The sequence below is a fragment of the Buttiauxella sp. 3AFRM03 genome (assembly GCF_003675305.1).
GTDB classification, from domain to species: Bacteria; Pseudomonadota; Gammaproteobacteria; order Enterobacterales; family Enterobacteriaceae; genus Buttiauxella; species Buttiauxella ferragutiae.
Window position 1 is genome coordinate 4,857,043 of the sequence record NZ_CP033076.1, and the last position, 18,112, is coordinate 4,875,154.

Annotated in this window: 19 protein-coding genes, 1 riboswitch and 1 other annotated feature; of the genes, 9 read left to right on the forward strand and 10 right to left on the reverse strand. The window is 51.5% G+C overall.

Going from position 1 to position 18,112, the window contains the following annotated elements; translation table 11 throughout:
• Positions 1-19 precede the first annotated feature (19 nt).
• From hisIE to hisL, 9 genes are all read right to left on the reverse strand, one after another.
• Positions 20-631, reverse strand: a complete 612-nt coding sequence (hisIE, locus tag D8682_RS24105) for a bifunctional phosphoribosyl-AMP cyclohydrolase/phosphoribosyl-ATP diphosphatase HisIE (RefSeq protein ID WP_121815327.1) — start codon at positions 629-631, stop codon at positions 20-22.
• Entirely contained in the window at positions 625-1,401 is a 777-nt protein-coding gene (gene hisF, locus D8682_RS24110; RefSeq protein ID WP_121815328.1) for an imidazole glycerol phosphate synthase subunit HisF, read from the reverse strand. The genes hisIE and hisF overlap by 7 nt, the downstream gene beginning before the upstream one ends.
• On the reverse strand, positions 1,383-2,120 hold the full coding sequence (gene hisA, locus D8682_RS24115) for a 1-(5-phosphoribosyl)-5-[(5-phosphoribosylamino)methylideneamino]imidazole-4-carboxamide isomerase (protein WP_064545274.1): 738 nt from the start codon (positions 2,118-2,120) through the stop codon (positions 1,383-1,385). Before hisA ends, hisF begins: the two co-directional genes overlap by 19 nt.
• A gap of 5 nt (positions 2,121-2,125) precedes the next feature.
• The gene (hisH, locus tag D8682_RS24120) at positions 2,126-2,716 is read right to left on the reverse strand and encodes an imidazole glycerol phosphate synthase subunit HisH (RefSeq protein ID WP_121815329.1); all 591 of its coding nucleotides are present in this window, start codon (positions 2,714-2,716) and stop codon (positions 2,126-2,128) included.
• On the reverse strand, positions 2,716-3,783 hold the full coding sequence (hisB, locus tag D8682_RS24125) for a bifunctional histidinol-phosphatase/imidazoleglycerol-phosphate dehydratase HisB (protein WP_121815330.1): 1,068 nt from the start codon (positions 3,781-3,783) through the stop codon (positions 2,716-2,718). The genes hisH and hisB overlap by 1 nt, the downstream gene beginning before the upstream one ends.
• Complete coding sequence (gene hisC, locus D8682_RS24130; protein WP_121815331.1) at positions 3,780-4,862, reverse strand: histidinol-phosphate transaminase; 1,083 nt, start codon at positions 4,860-4,862, stop codon at positions 3,780-3,782. The genes hisB and hisC overlap by 4 nt, the downstream gene beginning before the upstream one ends.
• On the reverse strand, positions 4,859-6,166 hold the full coding sequence (gene hisD / locus D8682_RS24135) for a histidinol dehydrogenase (protein WP_121815332.1): 1,308 nt from the start codon (positions 6,164-6,166) through the stop codon (positions 4,859-4,861). Before hisD ends, hisC begins: the two co-directional genes overlap by 4 nt.
• A 4-nt stretch (positions 6,167-6,170) precedes the next feature.
• Entirely contained in the window at positions 6,171-7,070 is a 900-nt protein-coding gene (gene hisG, locus D8682_RS24140; RefSeq protein WP_064545284.1) for an ATP phosphoribosyltransferase, read from the reverse strand.
• 36 nt (positions 7,071-7,106) lie between these two features.
• Positions 7,107-7,229, reverse strand: a sequence feature (His leader region).
• Positions 7,205-7,255: a his operon leader peptide gene (hisL, locus tag D8682_RS24145; RefSeq protein ID WP_202914407.1), complete on the reverse strand. Its 51-nt coding sequence runs from the start codon at positions 7,253-7,255 to the stop codon at positions 7,205-7,207. It overlaps the preceding feature by 25 nt.
• A gap of 197 nt (positions 7,256-7,452) precedes the next feature.
• Between hisL and D8682_RS24150 the strand changes: the two genes are divergently transcribed.
• From D8682_RS24150 to D8682_RS24170, 5 genes are all read left to right on the forward strand, one after another.
• Positions 7,453-8,280: an SDR family oxidoreductase gene (locus D8682_RS24150; RefSeq protein WP_121815334.1), complete on the forward strand. Its 828-nt coding sequence runs from the start codon at positions 7,453-7,455 to the stop codon at positions 8,278-8,280.
• A 38-nt stretch (positions 8,281-8,318) separates the two neighbouring features.
• Entirely contained in the window at positions 8,319-9,245 is a 927-nt protein-coding gene (locus tag D8682_RS24155) for a LysR substrate-binding domain-containing protein (RefSeq protein WP_121815335.1), read from the forward strand.
• A gap of 126 nt (positions 9,246-9,371) precedes the next feature.
• Entirely contained in the window at positions 9,372-10,670 is a 1,299-nt protein-coding gene (gene gabT, locus D8682_RS24160) for a 4-aminobutyrate--2-oxoglutarate transaminase (protein ID WP_121815336.1), read from the forward strand.
• A 154-nt stretch (positions 10,671-10,824) separates the two neighbouring features.
• Positions 10,825-10,887 (forward strand): membrane protein YoeI, encoded by a 63-nt coding sequence (gene yoeI / locus D8682_RS27515; protein WP_115631794.1) that lies wholly within the window; start codon positions 10,825-10,827, stop codon positions 10,885-10,887.
• On the forward strand, positions 10,877-12,241 hold the full coding sequence (locus D8682_RS24170; RefSeq protein WP_064545291.1) for an APC family permease: 1,365 nt from the start codon (positions 10,877-10,879) through the stop codon (positions 12,239-12,241). The genes yoeI and D8682_RS24170 overlap by 11 nt, the downstream gene beginning before the upstream one ends.
• Positions 12,242-12,354: 113 nt before the next feature.
• Here D8682_RS24170 and sbcB read toward each other — a convergent pair whose 3' ends face one another.
• Positions 12,355-13,782 carry an exodeoxyribonuclease I gene (gene sbcB, locus D8682_RS24175; protein WP_064545293.1) on the reverse strand — a complete coding sequence of 476 codons (1,428 nt, stop codon included), beginning with the start codon at positions 13,780-13,782 and terminating at the stop codon, positions 12,355-12,357.
• 276 nt (positions 13,783-14,058) lie between these two features.
• Between sbcB and dacD the strand changes: the two genes are divergently transcribed.
• From dacD to D8682_RS24195, 4 genes are all read left to right on the forward strand, one after another.
• Entirely contained in the window at positions 14,059-15,225 is a 1,167-nt protein-coding gene (gene dacD / locus D8682_RS24180) for a serine-type D-Ala-D-Ala carboxypeptidase DacD (RefSeq protein ID WP_121815772.1), read from the forward strand.
• Between the two features lie 218 nt (positions 15,226-15,443).
• Positions 15,444-15,914, forward strand: coding sequence for a DNA gyrase inhibitor SbmC (gene sbmC / locus D8682_RS24185; RefSeq protein WP_064545295.1), 471 nt, complete (start codon positions 15,444-15,446; stop codon positions 15,912-15,914).
• A gap of 90 nt (positions 15,915-16,004) precedes the next feature.
• Positions 16,005-17,063, forward strand: a complete 1,059-nt coding sequence (locus D8682_RS24190) for an FUSC family protein (protein WP_064545296.1) — start codon at positions 16,005-16,007, stop codon at positions 17,061-17,063.
• A 155-nt stretch (positions 17,064-17,218) separates the two neighbouring features.
• A complete protein-coding gene (locus tag D8682_RS24195; protein ID WP_064545298.1) occupies positions 17,219-17,539 on the forward strand; it encodes a DUF496 family protein in 321 nt (106 codons plus the stop codon).
• Positions 17,540-17,841: 302 nt separating this feature from the next.
• Positions 17,842-18,019: riboswitch (cobalamin riboswitch) on the forward strand.
• Positions 18,020-18,112 lie beyond the last annotated feature (93 nt).

Below are 18,112 nucleotides of genomic sequence, written 5' to 3' on the forward strand. Positions count from 1 at the left end.
ACATCTAAACGTCCAAAACCTACTTATGCCTTTCCCGTAAATTCTCAATCACCGCACTCAAATCCAGTTCCTGATCCTGCAAGAGCACCAGCAAGTGATAGACCAAATCAGATGCTTCATTCTTCAGCTCAAAGCGGTCATTAACCGTTGCTGCCAGCGCCGTTTCCACGCCTTCTTCACCCACTTTCTGGGCAATACGCTTGGTTCCACTTGCGTATAGTTTCGCGGTATACGAACTTTCCGGGTCTGCACTCTTACGCGAGGCCAGCAGTTGCTCAAGTTGATACAAGAAGTGCCAGTCGTGATGGGTTTCACCGAAGCAGCTTGAGGTGCCTAAATGGCAGGTTGGCCCAATTGGGTTCACCAGAATCAGCAGCGTGTCGTTATCGCAATCTGGGGCAATACTGACCACGCCCAGGAAGTTTCCGGAGGTTTCACCTTTGGTCCACAAACGCTGTTTGGTGCGGGAGAAGAAAGTGACTTTTCCGCTTTGTTCAGTCTGTGCCAGCGCTTCCGCATTCATGTATCCCAGCATCAACACTTCGCCAGATTTCGCGTGTTGGACGATGACCGGCATCAGGCCAGCGGTTTTTTCCCAGTCCAGTTTTTCTCTTTGTTCTTGTGTTAGCACACTCTTATCTCCACGCCTTGTTGAGCCAGAAAAAGTTTCAACTCACCAATATTGATAATTTGCTTATGGAACACAGATGCAGCCAGTGCACCGTCGACATCTGCATCACGGAAGGCTTCAAGGAAGTGTTCCATGGTTCCCGCGCCACCAGAAGCAATCAGCGGGACGTGGCAAACTTCACGCACTTTCTTTAATTGCGCAAGGTCGTAGCCGTTGCGCACGCCATCCTGGTTCATCATGTTAAGCACGATTTCCCCGGCCCCGCGCTTTTGCACTTCCTGCACCCAGTCCACCGTTTCCCACGTCGTTACGCGCGTACGGCTTTCGTCACCGGTATATTGATTGACGTGATATTTGCCGGTTTCGCTATCAAACCAGGTATCGATACCGACCACAATACACTGCACACCAAAACGGTCCGCCAGACGAGTGATTAGCTCCGGGTCTGCCAGGGCAGGGGAGTTGATGGAAATTTTATCCGCGCCATATGAGAGAATTTGCGCGGCATCTTCAATTGACTTAATCCCGCCTGCCACGCAGAAAGGTATATCGATAACTTCCGCCACGCGCGACACCCAGCTTTTGTTGACCACACGGCCATCACTTGATGCGGTAATGTCGTAGAACACCAGTTCGTCTGCGCCTTCCGCAGCATAACGTTGTGCCAGCGGCACGATATCACCGATGATTTCATGGTTGCGGAACTGCACACCTTTTACGACTTGCCCGTCGCGTACGTCCAGGCAAGGAATTATCCGTTTTGCCAGCATGAAATCGCCTCCATTACGTTGAATTTCCCTTCCAGCAGTGCGCGACCAACAATCACACCTTGTACGCCAGTGCCACGCAGTGCGGCTATATCGTTAATGTCGCCAATGCCGCCGGATGACTGGAACGCCACTTGCGGGAAACGTGCGCAAACTTCCTCATACAGCGAAACGTTCGAACCCGCCAGCGTGCCATCGCGAGAAATATCGGTACACAGAACGTGCTTGAGCCCAACGGGTAGATAGGTTTCCACCAGTTCTTCAAGCGAAACGCCGGAGTTCTCTTGCCAGCCACTCACCGCAACATGTTTGTTGCCTTGTTCATCGATACGCACATCCAGCGCTAGTACCAGTGCATCCGCGCCAAAACGCGTAAACCAGCCCTTTACGACTTCAGGTGATTTAACGGCTGTTGAGCCCACCACTACGCGGGCGACACCGGCTTCCAGCAGCGCGGCCACATCGTCTTCAGTACGGACTCCACCGCCGACCTGAACCGGAATATTGACGCCAGCCACCAGTGTTTTAATCAGTGGAATTTGGCGTTTTGCCGGGTCTTTTGCGCCGGTCAAATCGACCAGGTGCAACACCTGCGCGCCTTGCGCTTCGTAATCTTGCAGGCGCGGTAACGGATCGTTGCCGTAATCGCGTTGCTGACCGTAATCCCCCTGATGGAGGCGCACCACTGTGCCGTCTATTAAATCGAGAGCGGGAATGATCATGGTGCTTACATCTCCAGGAAGTTTTTCAGTAATTTTGCGCCTGCCGCACCCGAGCGTTCCGGGTGGAATTGCACACCAAAGAAGTTATCTTTTTGCACCGCTGCGGTGAAGGCTTCACCGTAGCTGGCTTGCGCGATGGTATTGGCGCAAACCGGCATTGCATAGCTGTGCACAAAGTAAAAATAATCGCCGTCGTCGATGCCACGGAACAAGCGGTCGCCCGCTTTCGGGTAAACGCGGTTCCAGCCCATGTGTGGCAAAGGCAAACCGTGGTCGACCATTTTCAACACCGGTTGCTCGATAATGCCCAGCATATCTATGCCGTTGCTTTCGTCGCTGCGCGCGCCTAATAGCTGCATGCCGAGGCAAATCCCCAGTACCGGTTGGGTACAGGCTTTAATGAGATCGACCAGTTCACGCTCGCGGATTTGGTTCATTGCCGCCTGAGCGGTGCCCACACCGGGTAAAAAGAGTTTATCGGCGCGTAGCACCACATCCGGGTCGCGGCTGACCAAAGGTTCATAGCCGTGGCGCTGAATGGCTGATTTTACCGAATGCAGGTTGGCGCAACCGGTATCGAGGATCACCACATCCATCACAACACTCCTTTCGAGGAGGGCAGCGTGTCACCTTCAACTTTAATCGCCTGGCGCAGCGTGCGGCCAAAGACTTTAAACAGGCTTTCGACACGGTGATGGTCATTTTTGCCTTTGGTTTTCAGGTGCAGCGTCACGCCCATGGTGTATGACAGCGAACGGAAGAAGTGCTCGACCATCTCGGTGCTCAAATCACCCACGCGCTGGAAGTTGTACTCGGCTTTATATTCAAGGTGCGGGCGGCCAGAAATATCCAGCGCACAGCGTGCCAGGCATTCGTCCATCGGCAAGGTGAAACCAAAACGCGTAATACCGCGTTTGTCACCCAGAGCAATTTTCAGCGCTTCGCCCAGTGCCAGGCCGGTGTCTTCAACGGTGTGGTGGTCGTCGATATAAAGATCACCTTTCACGCTGATATCCATCCGGAAACCGCCGTGGGTCGCAATCTGGTCCAGCATATGGTCGAAGAAGCCCACGCCAGTGTTAATTTTGCTGCTGCCTTCGCGGTCGAGCCAAACCTGCACGTCGATTTGCGTCTCTTTGGTGGCGCGTTCAACATGGGCGTAGCGGTCACGTTTAGTCAGCTTTTCGCCGATCATCGGCCAGTTCAGCGTTTCGCCGTGGTAGCGTAAACCCTGAATCCCCATGTTTTCAGCCAGTTCGATATCTGTAGCACGGTCACCAATCACATAGCTGTTTGGCTTATCCAGCACACCTTCTTCCAGGTAACCTTTCACCAGAGCAATTTTAGGCTTACGGCAATCGCAATTGTCCGCAGGTAAGTGCGGGCAAATCAGCACATCGTCAAAATTTACGCCCTGCGAGGTAAACACTTGCATCATCAGGTTGTGCGGGCCGTCGAAATCCGCCTGCGGGAAACTGTCGGTTCCCAAACCATCCTGATTGGTGATCATCACCAGCTTGTAGCCCGCTTTTTGTAATTGCAGCAGAGCGGGGATCACCGCTGGCTCAAAGGCTAACTTGTCCATGCGATCCACCTGGAAATCTTTCGGTGGCTCGGAAATTAAGGTGCCGTCACGGTCGATAAAAAGAATTTTCTGGCTCACACGCCCTCCGTGGCCGTCAGGCCGGGTTGTTCACGCAGCGCAGCAAGGGTGCGCTCGCACTCAAGACGGGTGCCGACGGTAATCCGCAGGCAGCCGCTTAATGATGGTTGTTTGTTTTGGTCACGTAAGATAATGCCCTGATCCCACAGAGATTTAAATACAGCACTTGAGGCGGTGATGCGCGCGATGACATAGTTTGTTTCGGAGTCGAAAACTTGCTCAACGCAGTCAATGTCTTGTAGTGCGGTGACCAGAAATTGGCGATTCACCAGCACTTGCGCCACACGTTCACGCATCGCATTAATGCCTTGCGGGCTTAATGCCTGAGCGGCGATATCAGCAACCGGCGTTGAAAGCGGATAAGGTGCGATGACTTTCATCAGCAAGTTAATCACTTCTTCATTCGCCAGGGTGAAGCCACAGCGTAATCCGGCCAGCGCAAATGCTTTGGAGAGTGTACGCAGCACCACAAGGTGCGGATATTCATTCAACCAGCCAGCGAGTGTGGCCTGCGGGCAAAACTCAATATAGGCTTCGTCGGCTACCACCAGTGCTTTACCGCGTGCCATTTCCAGCAGAACACGCAAATCCTGAGGATTGATCAACTGTCCGGTGGGGTTGTTCGGGCTGCAAACGTAAACCACTTTCACGCCATCAAGATTTTCGGCGATGGAGGGCAAATCAAGTTGCCAGTCTTCCAGTGCTTGTACGGTGCGGCATTCCACACCAATAGTTTCAGCGCTGACGCTATACATGCCGTAAGTCGGCGGGCAATACAGCACCGCGTCTTTACCCGGTTCGCAAAATGCGCGAATCAGCAGTTCGATACCTTCATCGGCACCTCGGCTCACCAAAACTTGCTCGGGTTTCACGCCAGAGTATTCAGCGTAGCGTTCAATCACCAGTTTTGGCTGGCATTCCGGATAGCGGTTCAGCGTCTGTTGCGTCAGCTGATATTCCACTGCCGTGGGATATTCATTGGCGTTTAACCACACATCGCCATTACCGCCCAGACGGCGAGCCGACTGGTAAGGGGTCAGGGCGCGGACATTTTCGCGGGCTAACTCAATAATGCTCATTGCATCTCCTTCAGCGCAGCAACGCGCAGGGTAACAGCGTTTTTGTGGGCATCCAGCAGCTCGGCGGCGGCCAGAGTTTCAATGGTTTTAGCCAGGCTTGCAAAACCTTGTGGCGAGAGTTCCTGAACCGTCATACGTTTCTGGAAATCCGCCAGACCAAGGCTTGAACAGGTCGAGGTGTAACCGTAGGTCGGCAGGACGTGGTTGGTGCCAGAAGCATAGTCGCCAGCGGATTCCGGTGACCAGTCACCGAGAAATACCGAACCGGCACTGGTGATAGAGTCGACCAGGTCACGGGCGTTACGCGTTTGGATAATCAGGTGCTCCGGGCCGTACTGGTTAGAAATCTCAATGCACTGCTCTAAATCACGGGCCACAATCAGGCGGCTGCTTTCCAGAGCTTTACGCGCCGTTTCAGCCCGTGGCAGAGCTGCTAACTGGCGTTCGACGGCTTCGGCAACGGCTTGCGCCATTTGCGCGTCTGGCGTCAGTAAAATAACTTGCGAATCCGGGCCATGCTCTGCCTGAGAAAGCAGGTCGGACGCTACAAAATCAGGTGTTGCGCCGCTGTCGGCAATCACTAAAACTTCAGACGGGCCAGCAGGCATGTCGATGGCCGCGCCATCAAGACGCTGGCTGACCTGGCGTTTAGCTTCGGTAACAAAAGCGTTACCTGGCCCAAAAATCTTATCCACTTTTGGGATGCTTTCGGTGCCCAGTGCCAGCGCGGCGATGGCCTGTGCACCGCCTACCTGAAACACTTCCTGCACACCACACAGTTGCGCGGCATAGAGAATTTCATCGGCAATCGGCGGTGGTGAACACAACACCACTTTTTTGCAGCCGGCAATACGTGCAGGCGTGGCAAGCATCAATACGGTTGAAAACAGCGGGGCAGAGCCGCCAGGGATATATAAACCGACGGAGGCAACCGGGCGCGTCACTTGTTGGCAGCGTACGCCAGGCATGGTTTCAATATCGACCGTCGCCAGTTGCTGAGCCACGTGGAATTTTTCAATATTCGCAACAGCCACCGCCATCGCATCTTTAATTTCTGAACCCAGGCGCGCCACGGCTGCGGCAATTTCCTGCTCGCTGACTTTCAGTTGTTGCACATCGGTTTTATCAAACTTTGCGCTGTATTCACGCAGAGCCGCATCACCGTTGGCTTTCACATTATTAAGAATTTCAGCAACCGTGCGGGTAATGCTTTCCGATGCAGAAATGGCAGGGCGGGTGAGCAACGCCTGTTGCGCTGCTGCATCGCACTCATTCCAGTTAATCAACGTATTGAAGTTTGCCATGGTGTTACTCCATCATCTTCTCAATTGGTAACACCAGAATTGAACTGGCTCCCAGCGCTTTCAATTTTTCCATGGTTTCCCAGAACAGGGTTTCACTACTCACCATGTGCATCGCTACGCGTTGCTGGTCGCCCGCCAGTGGCAGAATGGTTGGGCGTTCAGCGCCTGGCAGCAGAGAAATAATTTCATCCAGACGCTCGCTTGGTGCATGCAACATAATGTATTTCGATTCACGTGCCTGAATCACACCCTGGATGCGGGTCATCAGTTTGTCGATCAGTTGTTGTTTTGCTTCTGGCATTTCGCCGTCACGCTGAATCAGGCAGGCTTTAGAGCGGTAAATTACTTCTACTTCGCGCAGGCCGTTAGCTTCAAGTGTTGCGCCAGTAGAAACCAGGTCACAAATCGCATCCGCCAGTCCCGCACGTGGTGCAACTTCCACAGAACCATTCAGTAAACAGGATTTGAATTGCACGCCTTTGCCATCAAGGTAGCGCTTTAACAGGTGCGGATAAGAAGTAGCGATACGTTTATTGTTGAGGCTTGCCGGGCCATCCCAGGGCTCATCAACTGAAATCGCCAGTGAGAAACGGCAGCCACCGAAATCAAGGCGACGCAGCGTGAAGTAACGCGGGTCTTCGCCCTGGGCGCGGCGCGTCAGCAACTCTTCTTCCAGCACGTTCTCGCCAATAATGCCGAGGTCGACCACACCGTCCATAATCAGCCCAGGAATATCGTCATCACGGACACGCAAAATGTCGATTGGCATATTTTCTGCCAGCGCAATCAGGCGCTGAGTGTGCAGGTTGATTTTTATGCCACAGCGAGCGAGCAATTCGCGTGAATCATCGCTTAAACGGCCTGATTTCTGAATAGCTATGCGTAAACGGTTGTTGTCTAACATGGGTAAATACTCCTGGTAAATTCTTGTCTGACGCCCAAAAAAAAGCCCCCGGAAGAAATCTTCCGGGGGCTTTTTGACTCGTTCATGCACCACTGGAAGATTTTTCTGTCTCCCAGCACACATCGCCTGAAAGACTAGTCAGGATGATGGTGATGATGGTGGTTAGTATTTTGAACGCGTGTCATAAAATTCTCGTATGAATGACTATTCATTGTGTGCAATTAACCTAAACCAGTTCCCCCTTTCAGCGCAAGTGCTTTTTATCCCCGCAATTAATATTCTGTTTAGCAGCACTGATTGTCAGTTGCGCAGTCCTGGCGTAGCCTTAATCAAGAGCTAAAAATCGCAGCAGTGAGAAATGCTGCAATCCAGGAGAGAATGCATGAAAAAAGTTGCGATTGTCGGGTTAGGCTGGCTGGGAATGCCGCTTGCGATGTCTTTGTCAGCGCGGGGTTGGCAAGTGACAGGAAGCAAAACCACCCTTGATGGCGTCGAGGCCGCGCGCATGAGCGGTATCGACAGTTATCAACTGCAACTGACCCCCGAACTGATTTGCGAGAGCGACGATCTAGATGCATTGCTTGATGTGGATGCGTTGGTCATCACGCTGCCAGCTCGGCGCACCGGTGAAGGCGACGATTTTTATCTGCAGGCGGTGCAGGAAATTGTCGACAGCGCGTTAGCTCACGATATTCCGCGTATCATTTTCACTAGCTCCACCTCGGTGTATGGCGAAAGAGAAGGCACGGTGAAAGAAACGTCGCCACTTGAGCCGGTTACCGCCAGTGGGCGCGTACTTAAAGAGCTGGAAACCTGGTTACATGATTTACCTGGGACGTCGGTCGATATTCTGCGTCTGGCGGGGTTAGTCGGGCCGGAACGCCATCCAGGACGCTTTTTAGCTGGAAAAACTGACGTGGCGAATGGTGCACATGGCGTCAATCTGGTGCATCTGGAAGATGTCATTTCAGCAATTACGCTGTTGTTACAGGCTCCAAAGGGCGGTCACATCTATAATTTATGTGCGCCAGATCACCCAACGCGTGCCGAGTTCTATTCTTTGATGGCACGTCAGATGAATCTCGACGCACCACAGTTCAGAACTGAAGTGCAAAATGGCCGCGGTAAGCTGGTGGATGGCAACCGTATTTGCAATGAACTTGGGTTTGAATATCAGTATCCAAACCCGCTGGTGATGCCCATGCAGTAACTGCTGTGGGGCATGACTCGTGACTGCCAGGAACGAGTATGAAACCACTGCTGGATGTATTGATCATTCTCGATACCCTTGATAAAGAAGGGAGCTTTGCTGCGGCGGCGGCAAAGCTCTTCAAAACGCCTTCCGCGCTCAGTTATACCGTTCAAAAACTCGAAAACGATCTCAACATTCAAATTCTTGACCGCTCCGGCCACCGCGCGCGTTTTACGCGAACGGGTCAGCTTCTGCTGGAAAAAGGCCGCGAAGTGCTGCATTCCGTACGCGAACTTGAACAGCAGGCAATCAAACTTCATCAGGGCTGGGAAAATGAGCTGGTGATCGGCGTCGACGATTCGTTTCCCTTTTCTTTGCTGACGCCGCTGATCGAAGGTTTTTACAAAAGTTACAGCGTGACACGGCTGAAATTCATCAACGGTGTGCTGGGTGGTTCATGGGAAGCGCTGACCGAAGGGCGGGCCGATATTATTGTTGGTGCGATGAGTGACCCGCCATCCATCAGCGGTTTCGGTTTTACCTTGCTCGGCCAACTCGAAAGCGTGTTTGTCGTCGCACCTCATCATCCACTGGCCGATGCCGAAGAGCCGCTGAATCGCCGCGTCATTAAACGCAGTCGTGCGGTTATTGTGGGGGATACTTCGCGCCTGGAACCGTCACGATCGATGCATTTACTCGAAGATCAAGATGCTATCACCGTTTTTGACTTCAAAACCAAACTCGAATTACAGATAAGCGGCATTGGTTGCGGCTACGTTCCGCGCTATATGGCGCAGCGTTTTATCGAAAGCGGCGTGTTGATTGAAAAAGACGTCGTTTCCCATGTGCCGTTTGTGCCGGTGTGGATTGGCTGGAATGAGCAAACCGCAGGGCTTGCCAGTGAATGGTGGCGCGAGCAAATCGTCAATAATCCTGAAATCGCGGTGGTGTACGGAACCTCGAAAAATAATACCAATGGGTGAGTGGCAGGTCATATTCATCACATCTATTGTTTATAGTGGAACGATATTTCTTCGAAAAGTGTCTTCGCGTTTAAATTCTCTCCTCAACTTTGTTTTGTTGAGGTTTTTTGTGCGCAAGGAGTCTGTATGAAGCAAACCAATCAGCAATGGCAGTCACGGCGTGAGCAAGCAGTTCCGCATGGGGTCGGCAATGCGTTGCCGGTCTATATTGAAAAAGCGAAAAATGCGGAAATTTGGGACGTTGAAGGCAAACGCTATATTGATTTTGCTTCTGGTATTGCGGTGCTGAATACCGGGCATAACCATCCCGCAGTGATTGATGCAGTACGTCAACAGCTTGAACAATTCACCCATCCTTGTTTCCAGGTCACACCTTACGGCAACTATATTGAGCTTGCCGAACGGTTGAATAAACTGGTGCCGATAAGCGCACCTTGCCAGACCTTGTTCCTGACAACAGGAGCAGAAGCGGTGGAAAATGCCATTAAAGTGGCGCGTATTGCTACCGGGCGCTCGGCCATTATTGCATTTCGTGGCGCGTTCCATGGGCGCACGCTGCTGGGCATGGCGTTAACCGGTAAAGTTCAGCCGTATAAAAAAGGTTATGGCCCGTTCCCGGCTGGTATTTACCACGCGCCATATCCTGCTGCTTATCTTGGTGTAAGTGACACTCAGGCTTTGGCATCACTGGCGGGTATTTTTGCCGCTGATGTTTCGCCGGATGAAGTTGCCGCCATCATTATTGAACCGGTACAAGGGGAAGGGGGCTTTTATGCAGCATCACCTTCCTTTATGAAACAATTGCGTGCGCTATGTGATAAGCACGGGATTGTGTTAATTGCCGACGAAATTCAAAGTGGTTTCTGCCGTACCGGTAAAACCTTTGCTATTGAACACAGCGGTGTGGAGCCGGATCTCGTCACCATGGCCAAAAGCCTGGCGGGTGGCTTCCCGTTATCCGCGCTAGTCGGTAAGAAATCGCTGTTTGAAAAAGCGATGCCGGGTGGGCTCGGCGGTACTTATGCCGGGTCGCCGGTGGCAATTGCAGCAGCGCTGGCCGTTACAGACATTATTGAGCAGGAAAGTCTCAATCAGCGCGCCCAGATTATTGGCGAGCAAATCACCCTGCGTTTACAGCAAATGGCAGAGCAATTTGACTGCATCGGTGATGTGCGTGGATACGGGGCAATGATTGCGATGGAACTGGTCGAAGAGCGTGACAGCCATCGTCCGAATAAAGAATTAACTCAGGCACTTGTCAAAGAAGCAGGCAAGCAGGGACTGGTTTTATTGTCATGCGGCGTGCGTGCGAATGTGATTCGTTTTCTTGTCCCTTTAACAGCCGAAAAAGAAATTGTTAATGAGGGCCTCAATATCTTGTCTTCTTGCCTCGAATTAGTGCAAAATACGCGCCTCACTAAATGAGAACAAAAAACCGACGTTAAACGCGTCGGTTATTTTTTTGCATTAAGTTCAAGCAGTCAAACAGGCATCCGCCAAAAAAACCAAGAGGCCGGGCTTCGTACCGGATAGATACTAGCTTTTAAAAAACGACAGTCGTGTCGCCGAGGAAATTTAGATGGGGCAGCTTTTTGCTTTTGCGCAGGTATTCGCCGTTTGGGGGAATGACCATGTCGCTTAACGTCACCGCAGGTGCAAAATCTCGTGTTGAACTCCGTAAGAGCCTTACGCTTATTCCGGTAGTTATGATGGGCCTCGCTTATATGCAGCCTATGACCTTGTTCGATACATTTGGGATTGTATCTGGCCTTACCGACGGACATGTCGCGACGGCTTACGCGTTTGCCCTTGTGGCAATTTTGTTCACCGCGTTAAGTTATGGAAAGCTAGTACGCCGCTTCCCGTCTGCGGGTTCCGCTTATACCTACGCTCAAAAAGCAATCCACCCAGTGGTTGGCTTTATGGTGGGCTGGTCGGCATTGCTTGATTATCTGTTCATGCCGATGATCAACATTTTGCTGGCTAAAATCTATTTTGAAGCCCTGGTGCCGTCTATCCCATCGTGGATTTTCGTGGTGCTGCTGGTTGGCTTTATGACTATCTCCAACCTGCGCGGCATTAAAACCGTGGCAAACTTCAACAGCCTGATTGTTGTGCTGCAGATGATTGTTATGGTGGTTATCACCGGTCTGGTTATTTACGGTGTTGCAAACGGCGAAGGTGCCGGTACGCTTGCCAGCACACGTCCATTCTGGTCTGAGCACGCCAACGTGGTGCCGATGATAACCGGTGCGACCATATTATGTTTCTCGTTCCTTGGTTTTGACGGCATCAGCTCGCTGTCTGAAGAAACCAAAGATGCAGGCCGTGTCATCCCGAAAGCGATTTTCCTGACCGCCCTGATTGGCGGTGTGATCTTCGTTGTGGTGTCTTACTTCCTGCAACTGTACTTCCCGGACATCTCTCGCTTCCATGATCCGGACGCGTCGCAGCCTGAAATCATGCTGTTCGTGGCAGGCAAAGCCTTCCAGTTCGGTATCCTGATTTTCTCCTGCGTGACCGTTCTGGCTTCTGGTATGGCGGCACATGCGGGCGTTTCACGCCTGATGTATGTGATGGGCCGTGATGGCGTGTTCCCGGAGCGTTTCTTCGGCTACATTCATCCGAAATGGCGTACCCCTGCGCTGAACGTGGTTCTGGTGGGTATCATTGCATTGTTCTCGGTTAAATTTGACCTAGTTACTGCGACTGCGCTGATTAACTTCGGTGCGCTGGTGGCGTTCACCTTCGTTAACCTGTCAGTGATTTCCCAGTTCTGGATCCGCGAAGGCCGTAACAAGACCATCAAAGATCACTTCAACTATCTGGTGCTGCCAACTTGTGGCGCGCTGACAGTGGGTGCATTGTGGATTAACCTGGAAGAAAGCTCGATGATTCTGGGTCTGATTTGGGCGGCTATCGGCCTGACCTATCTGGCCTTTGTGACTCGTCGCTTCCGTAACCCGGTTCCACAGTTCAACGAAGATTTAGCGTAATCGCTAAACACCAAAAAGGCCGCGCAAGCGGCCTTTTTGTTATGGATGCTTCGTCCTGAATGGGTCTTGTCCTTTGTAGGGCGGATAAGCTTGCGCCATCCGACATCTTGCTATCACCCCACTAAAAACTGCGCATACTCGAACAACTCCTTCAACAACGCCGTCTTCTCTTTATCACTTTCATGCAGGTTATACAGCGCTTCCAGTTCTTGCGCGTAGGCTTGCAACGCTTCCTGAGACAACACTTCACGGCGATGCTGCAACCAGCGCTGCTGCTCGGCTTCATCCAGGGTGCCAGGGAAGTTACGCGCCCGATAATTAAACAACAGCTTCTCAATCCGTTTATCGGCGAAGGTAATGTCCAGCGCGGGTAAATTCTGCGGATCGGTTTGCAGCACAATACGCATGGCTGCGCGGTCGGCATCGCTGAAAAAGCCGTTATACAGCTGCGCATCAACATTATCTGAAGGCACAAAAGGCTCAGCTTCAGCAAAAATCGCCACCGCTTTCTCGCGTACGGAAGGGTGCTCTCGCAATAGCTTCAGGTTATCCAGGCAACGTTGACGATCGATTCCTAAACGTTCTGCATCTTCCGGGCGCAACGTATTCGCCACCGCTAAGACCGGGCATTTATTCAAATGAACCAGCTTGATTGGCACGGCCGCAGTATCACCAAGTGCGGCTTTCGGCGTATACAACCGCTCGCGCAACGCATCCGCATCCAGCTCCAGAAGTGGAGAAATATCACCCGCCAAATCGACCATAATCACCGCGTTTTTGTTATCCGGGTGCCAGGCGAGTGGGGCAATCCAACTGGTGTTACCGCGCCACGCGCCAAACATTCCCGAGACATGTACCAGCGGTTTCATCTGCGGAACATCAATCAGCGTGGTGAGTTTGTGTTTGGAACGGTGGCTGTAGAGATACTCAAACAGGCGCGGCTGGCGGGTTTTCACTAGTTGTGCCATCGCGATAGTGGCGTACACATCAGACATCGCATCGTGTGCATTCGCATGCTCAATGCCGTTGGCTTTGGTCAAATGTTCAAGGCGGAAGCTCGGCAAACCGTCTTCGTTTTCCGGCCAGACAATTCCTTCCGGGCGCAATGCGTAACAGGCGCGCATCACATCGAGCAAATCCCAGCGCGAATTATCGTTTTGCCAGCTCCAGCCATACGGATCATAAAAGTTACGGTAAAAGATATTGCGCGTCACTTCATCATCAAAGCGCACATTGTTGTAACCCACGACGCAGGTTTTTGGATGGGTAAAAATGGTGTGGATGCGTTTTGCAAAATCCGCTTCGTTGACGCCACGCGCCAGCGCTTGTTGCGGAGTAATGCCGGTAATCATCACGGCTTCTGGCTGTGGCAGATAGTCATCCGCCGGTTTGCAGTAAAAAACTTCCGGTTCGCCAATCACGTTAAATTCAGCATCGGTACGAATAGCCGCGAATTGCGCCGGGCGGTCGAGCGATGGACTTTTACCGAAGGTTTCATAATCATGAAAAAGGAAGGTCGGTTGTTGCGTTGTCTTATCCACGGTTTACTCCCGCCCTTGAGTGTTGTTTAACGTACTGTTATTAAACTGAAATCCCACTAAAACCCTCTCCATGTGCCAATCATTGTTATCAGGTACTGCAACCGCCAATGGTAAACCATTAACCGCCCTGCAAGAAGTCTTCGCGATGACGGAATAGTATATTCCTCAACTGTATGCGAGCGCTCTCATTCATATCTTTTTGCAATTTAATTGCGAAAAAAGTCGCAAACTGCAGTAAAAGTGGCGGCTGAATTTTTTGTTACTGAGGGTATATCGTTGAAGATCCGTCTGTTTGTTGTCTGTTCCTTGCTGTCACTTTCTGCTCACTCCGCTTTTGCCGACGATACCTTTTTTAATGCGCCACCCCCTCCACAAATTCAGGCGGGCTCTTGGGTATTGATGGATTACACCACCGGGCAAATTCTGGCAGCGGAAAATGAGCATGTGCGACGCAACCCGGCGAGTCTGACCAAGCTGATGACCGGATACGTGGTCGATCGTGCCATCGACAGTGGCCGCATCACGGCAAACGACATGGTCACTGTCGGCAAAGATGCCTGGGCAAAAGGTAATCCGGTATTTGATGGCTCGTCGCTAATGTTCCTGAAAGCGGGTGACCGACTGACAGTCCATGACCTCAGCCGCGGGTTAATTATTGATTCAGGGAATGATGCTTGTGTTGCTCTGGCAGATTACGTCGCCGGTGGGCAGCCACAATTTGTAGCGATGATGAACAAATACGTGCAGCAGCTCCGCCTGCGCGATACCCACTTCGAAACGGTTCATGGTCTGGATGCACCTGGCCAGCACAGCACAGCCTATGATCTTGCGGTACTTTCGCGTGCAATAATCCACGGTGAACCCGAGTTTTATCACATGTATAGCGAGCGCAGCCTCACCTGGAATGGCATCACGCAACAGAACCGTAATGGTTTGTTGTGGGACAAAGGGCTGAATGTGGACGGCCTGAAGACCGGCCATACTGCGAGCGCTGGCTTTAATCTTATTGCGTCAAGCGTGGTCGGTGAGCGCCGTTTAATTGCGGTGGTCATGGGCGCTGAAAGCCCGAAAGGGCGCGAAGATCAGGCGCGGAAATTACTGCACTGGGGCCAGGATAATTTCGATACCGTACAGGTTCTGCATAAAGGCAAAAAAATTGGTACTGAGGCTATCTGGTACGGTGATAAAAAACAGATCGAAGTTGGTACAAATCAGGATGTTTTTTTGGCGCTGCCAAAATCTGAAGTCCCTAACATCAAAGCTAAATATGTCCTCGACAAGCAAGAGATCGAAGCGCCGATTGCTGCCAACCAACATGTGGGTGAAATCGAGCTTTTTGATCGCGACAAGCTGATTGCCCACTGGCCGTTGGTGACGCTAACGGGCGTCAAAAAGGGCAGCACATGGTCGCGGTTTAGCGACTATCTGAGCCACAAATTGTAATTCCTTAATCAGTGTTAAAAGGGTCGACAGTCATGTCGGCCCTTTTTTTCATCTGAACGGCTGGTCTGTACTACGATCTACAGGCGGATCTACAGGCGAAAGTTTTTCAAAAAGCGATCCTGCTCGCAAAGTAACCACATCACCCTGACAATGGATTGTTTCCCTGCACAAGAGTGGTGTATAAGCATACAGTGTTTTTAAATCTGTCAGGAGGTCATATGGAATTTAACGTACAACAAGTGAATGAACGTAAAGTCGCTGGTTTTCATATGGTTGGGCCGTGGGAACAAACGGTCCATCAGGGCTTTGAGCAACTTGCCCTGTGGGTCAAAACCCACCAGATAGCCGGGGAAGAATGGCTGGCGGTTTATTACGACAACCCCGACGTTGTACCCGCAGAAAAACTGCGCTGCGACACCGTGGTCTCGGTGGCTGAAAACTTTACCGTGCCGGATAACAGTGAAGGCGTGATTGTGACGAGCATCCAGGGCGGCCAGTATGCGGTGGCACGCGCCCGGGTTGATGACAACGACTTTGCCAAGCCGTGGAATCTGTTTTTTGACAGCGTCCTTGCTAATAATAGCTACCAGATAACCGGAAAACCCTGCTTCGAACACTATCTTAACGATGGTTCAGAAAGTGGAGTCTGGGAAATAGACATGTATATTCCGGTGGCAGATCAAGTCTGATGCTAAAGGGGGCTTATGCCCCCTAACTTTGTGATGTTCATTCCATAAAAACAGGTACAATCCCGTTTTTTATTTTCTGGGGAACTGAGTGTGCGTCCTGACAAATCACTAAGCCCATTTGAGATCCGCATATACCGCAATTACCGTATCGTGCATGGGATCCGCATCGCACTGGCTTTTATTCTCACCTTTCTTATTGTTCATCTTCTGAAAGTGCCCGAAGGGACATGGCCGTTGATCACGCTTGTGGTGGTCATGGGGCCGATCTCTTTTTGGGGCAACGTCGTGCCACGCGCCTTTGAGCGAATTGGTGGGACGATATGCGGTGCAGTCATGGGACTTGTGGCGCTGAAACTTGAGCTGTTCTCGCTACCGCTGATGTTGGTGTGGTGTGCCATTGCCATGTTCATCTGCGGCTATCTGGCGCTGGGGAAACGCCCGTATCAGGCTCTGCTGATTGGCATCACCCTTGCGGTGGTGGTTGGCGCACCGGCAGGAGACATGGAAATTGCCCTTTGGCGCAGCGGCGATGTCATCTTCGGCTCGTTGCTGGCGATGTTATTTACCAGCATTTATCCGCAGCGCGCCTTTATCCACTGGCGCATACAAATGGCGAACTTCGTCACTGCCTTTGGTCGGGTTTACAACGCGGGCTTCTCACCTAATTTATTAGAGCGCCCAAGGCTTGAAAAACACTTACACAAAGTGTTGAGTGATGTCGTAAGAATGCGTGCACTCATCGGGCCAAGCAGCAAAGAAACGCATATTCAAAAGTCTATCTTCGAGGCAATACAAACCGTCAGCCGCAATCTGGTGTGCACTCTTGAGTTGCAGGTCAACGCTTACTGGGCATCAAGGGAAAGCCACTTCCTGATGATCAACGCACACACGCTGCGCGAAACGCAACAAATGACCCAGGGCACGCTTGCCGCCATCGCACTGGCCTTGCACGATGGCAACCCGTCGACGATTTCAGCGAACAATGAAAAGCTGACTGAAATCGTCAGCGAGTTGCGCGAGCTCATACAAAATGGCCAAAATGGGAAACTTCAGGAAACGCCTATTCATGGTTACGTCTGGCTGAGTCTGGAACTTGCTCGTCAACTAGAATTGCTGTCGCAGTTGATCTGTCGCGCGTTACGCAAATAATTGCTCAGCCTGGTGTGAATTGCTGGTTTCGATTCAGCAGCAATTGAGGTTAAGATAGCGAAACAATGAATTATCAGCGGCTGCCGCTACCATTAAGGTTATCTTATGGCGGCTGTCTTAACGAATCCGAGTATGAAATTAGCAGGGGTATAAAAATGGAACCAATCAAACCATCTTTCCAGGACGTGCTTGAGTTCGTGCGTCTGTTCCGTCGCAAAAACAAACTGCAGCGTGAAATCCAGGACGTACAGAAAAAGATCCGTGATAACTCAAAACGTGTTCTGCTGCTTGATAACCTGAGCGACTACATCAAACCGGGTATGAGCATTGAAGCTATTCAAGGCATCATCGCCAGCATGAAAACCGACTATGAAGACCGTGTTGATGACTACATCATCAAAAACGCTGAACTGTCTAAAGAGCGTCGTGAAATTTCCAAAAAACTGAAAGTCATGGGCGAAATCAAGGCCGATTAATTAGCTGTCGTAGTGTGGATAAGCGAAAGCGTCATCCACCGTTTGCGCCAGTGTTGTCGGATGGCGCTTCGCTTAGCTGACCTACGCAGAGTTTTTCCAACAGTGTTACCAACCGCCGCCAGGCGGTTTTTTTTATCCCCAGTCTCTGGGGGCAGATACGCGTCAGCGACATTTACCGTAAAGATTAAAAAATCAGTAAAAATTGTCATAGCGCAACTCTCGAAATCTATTAGCTTTTACACTGTGTCTGCTTTTAAATATTTAAGAGTGTGATGCTTTGAAGGTCATGCTCGCAATAACTGACTCGTTTATGCCACGCGATTAACCAAAATAGTCCGTGGCTGGGAAGGGGGTGACAATCCCCCGCAGCCCCCGCTGCTGTGATGCCGACGAACCCGCAAAACCACTGATCTAATGATTGGGAAGGGCGGGCGAGAGAGACGCTAAGCCAGAAGACCGACTTGTCATCCTTATTCTCAACAACTCCTTCGGTGGGAAGTCAGTTGTCATCAGATGCGTGCAGCCTCAGGGTGCGCGTACGTGCTGACATCCGTGCTTTGCCGAAACAGTGAT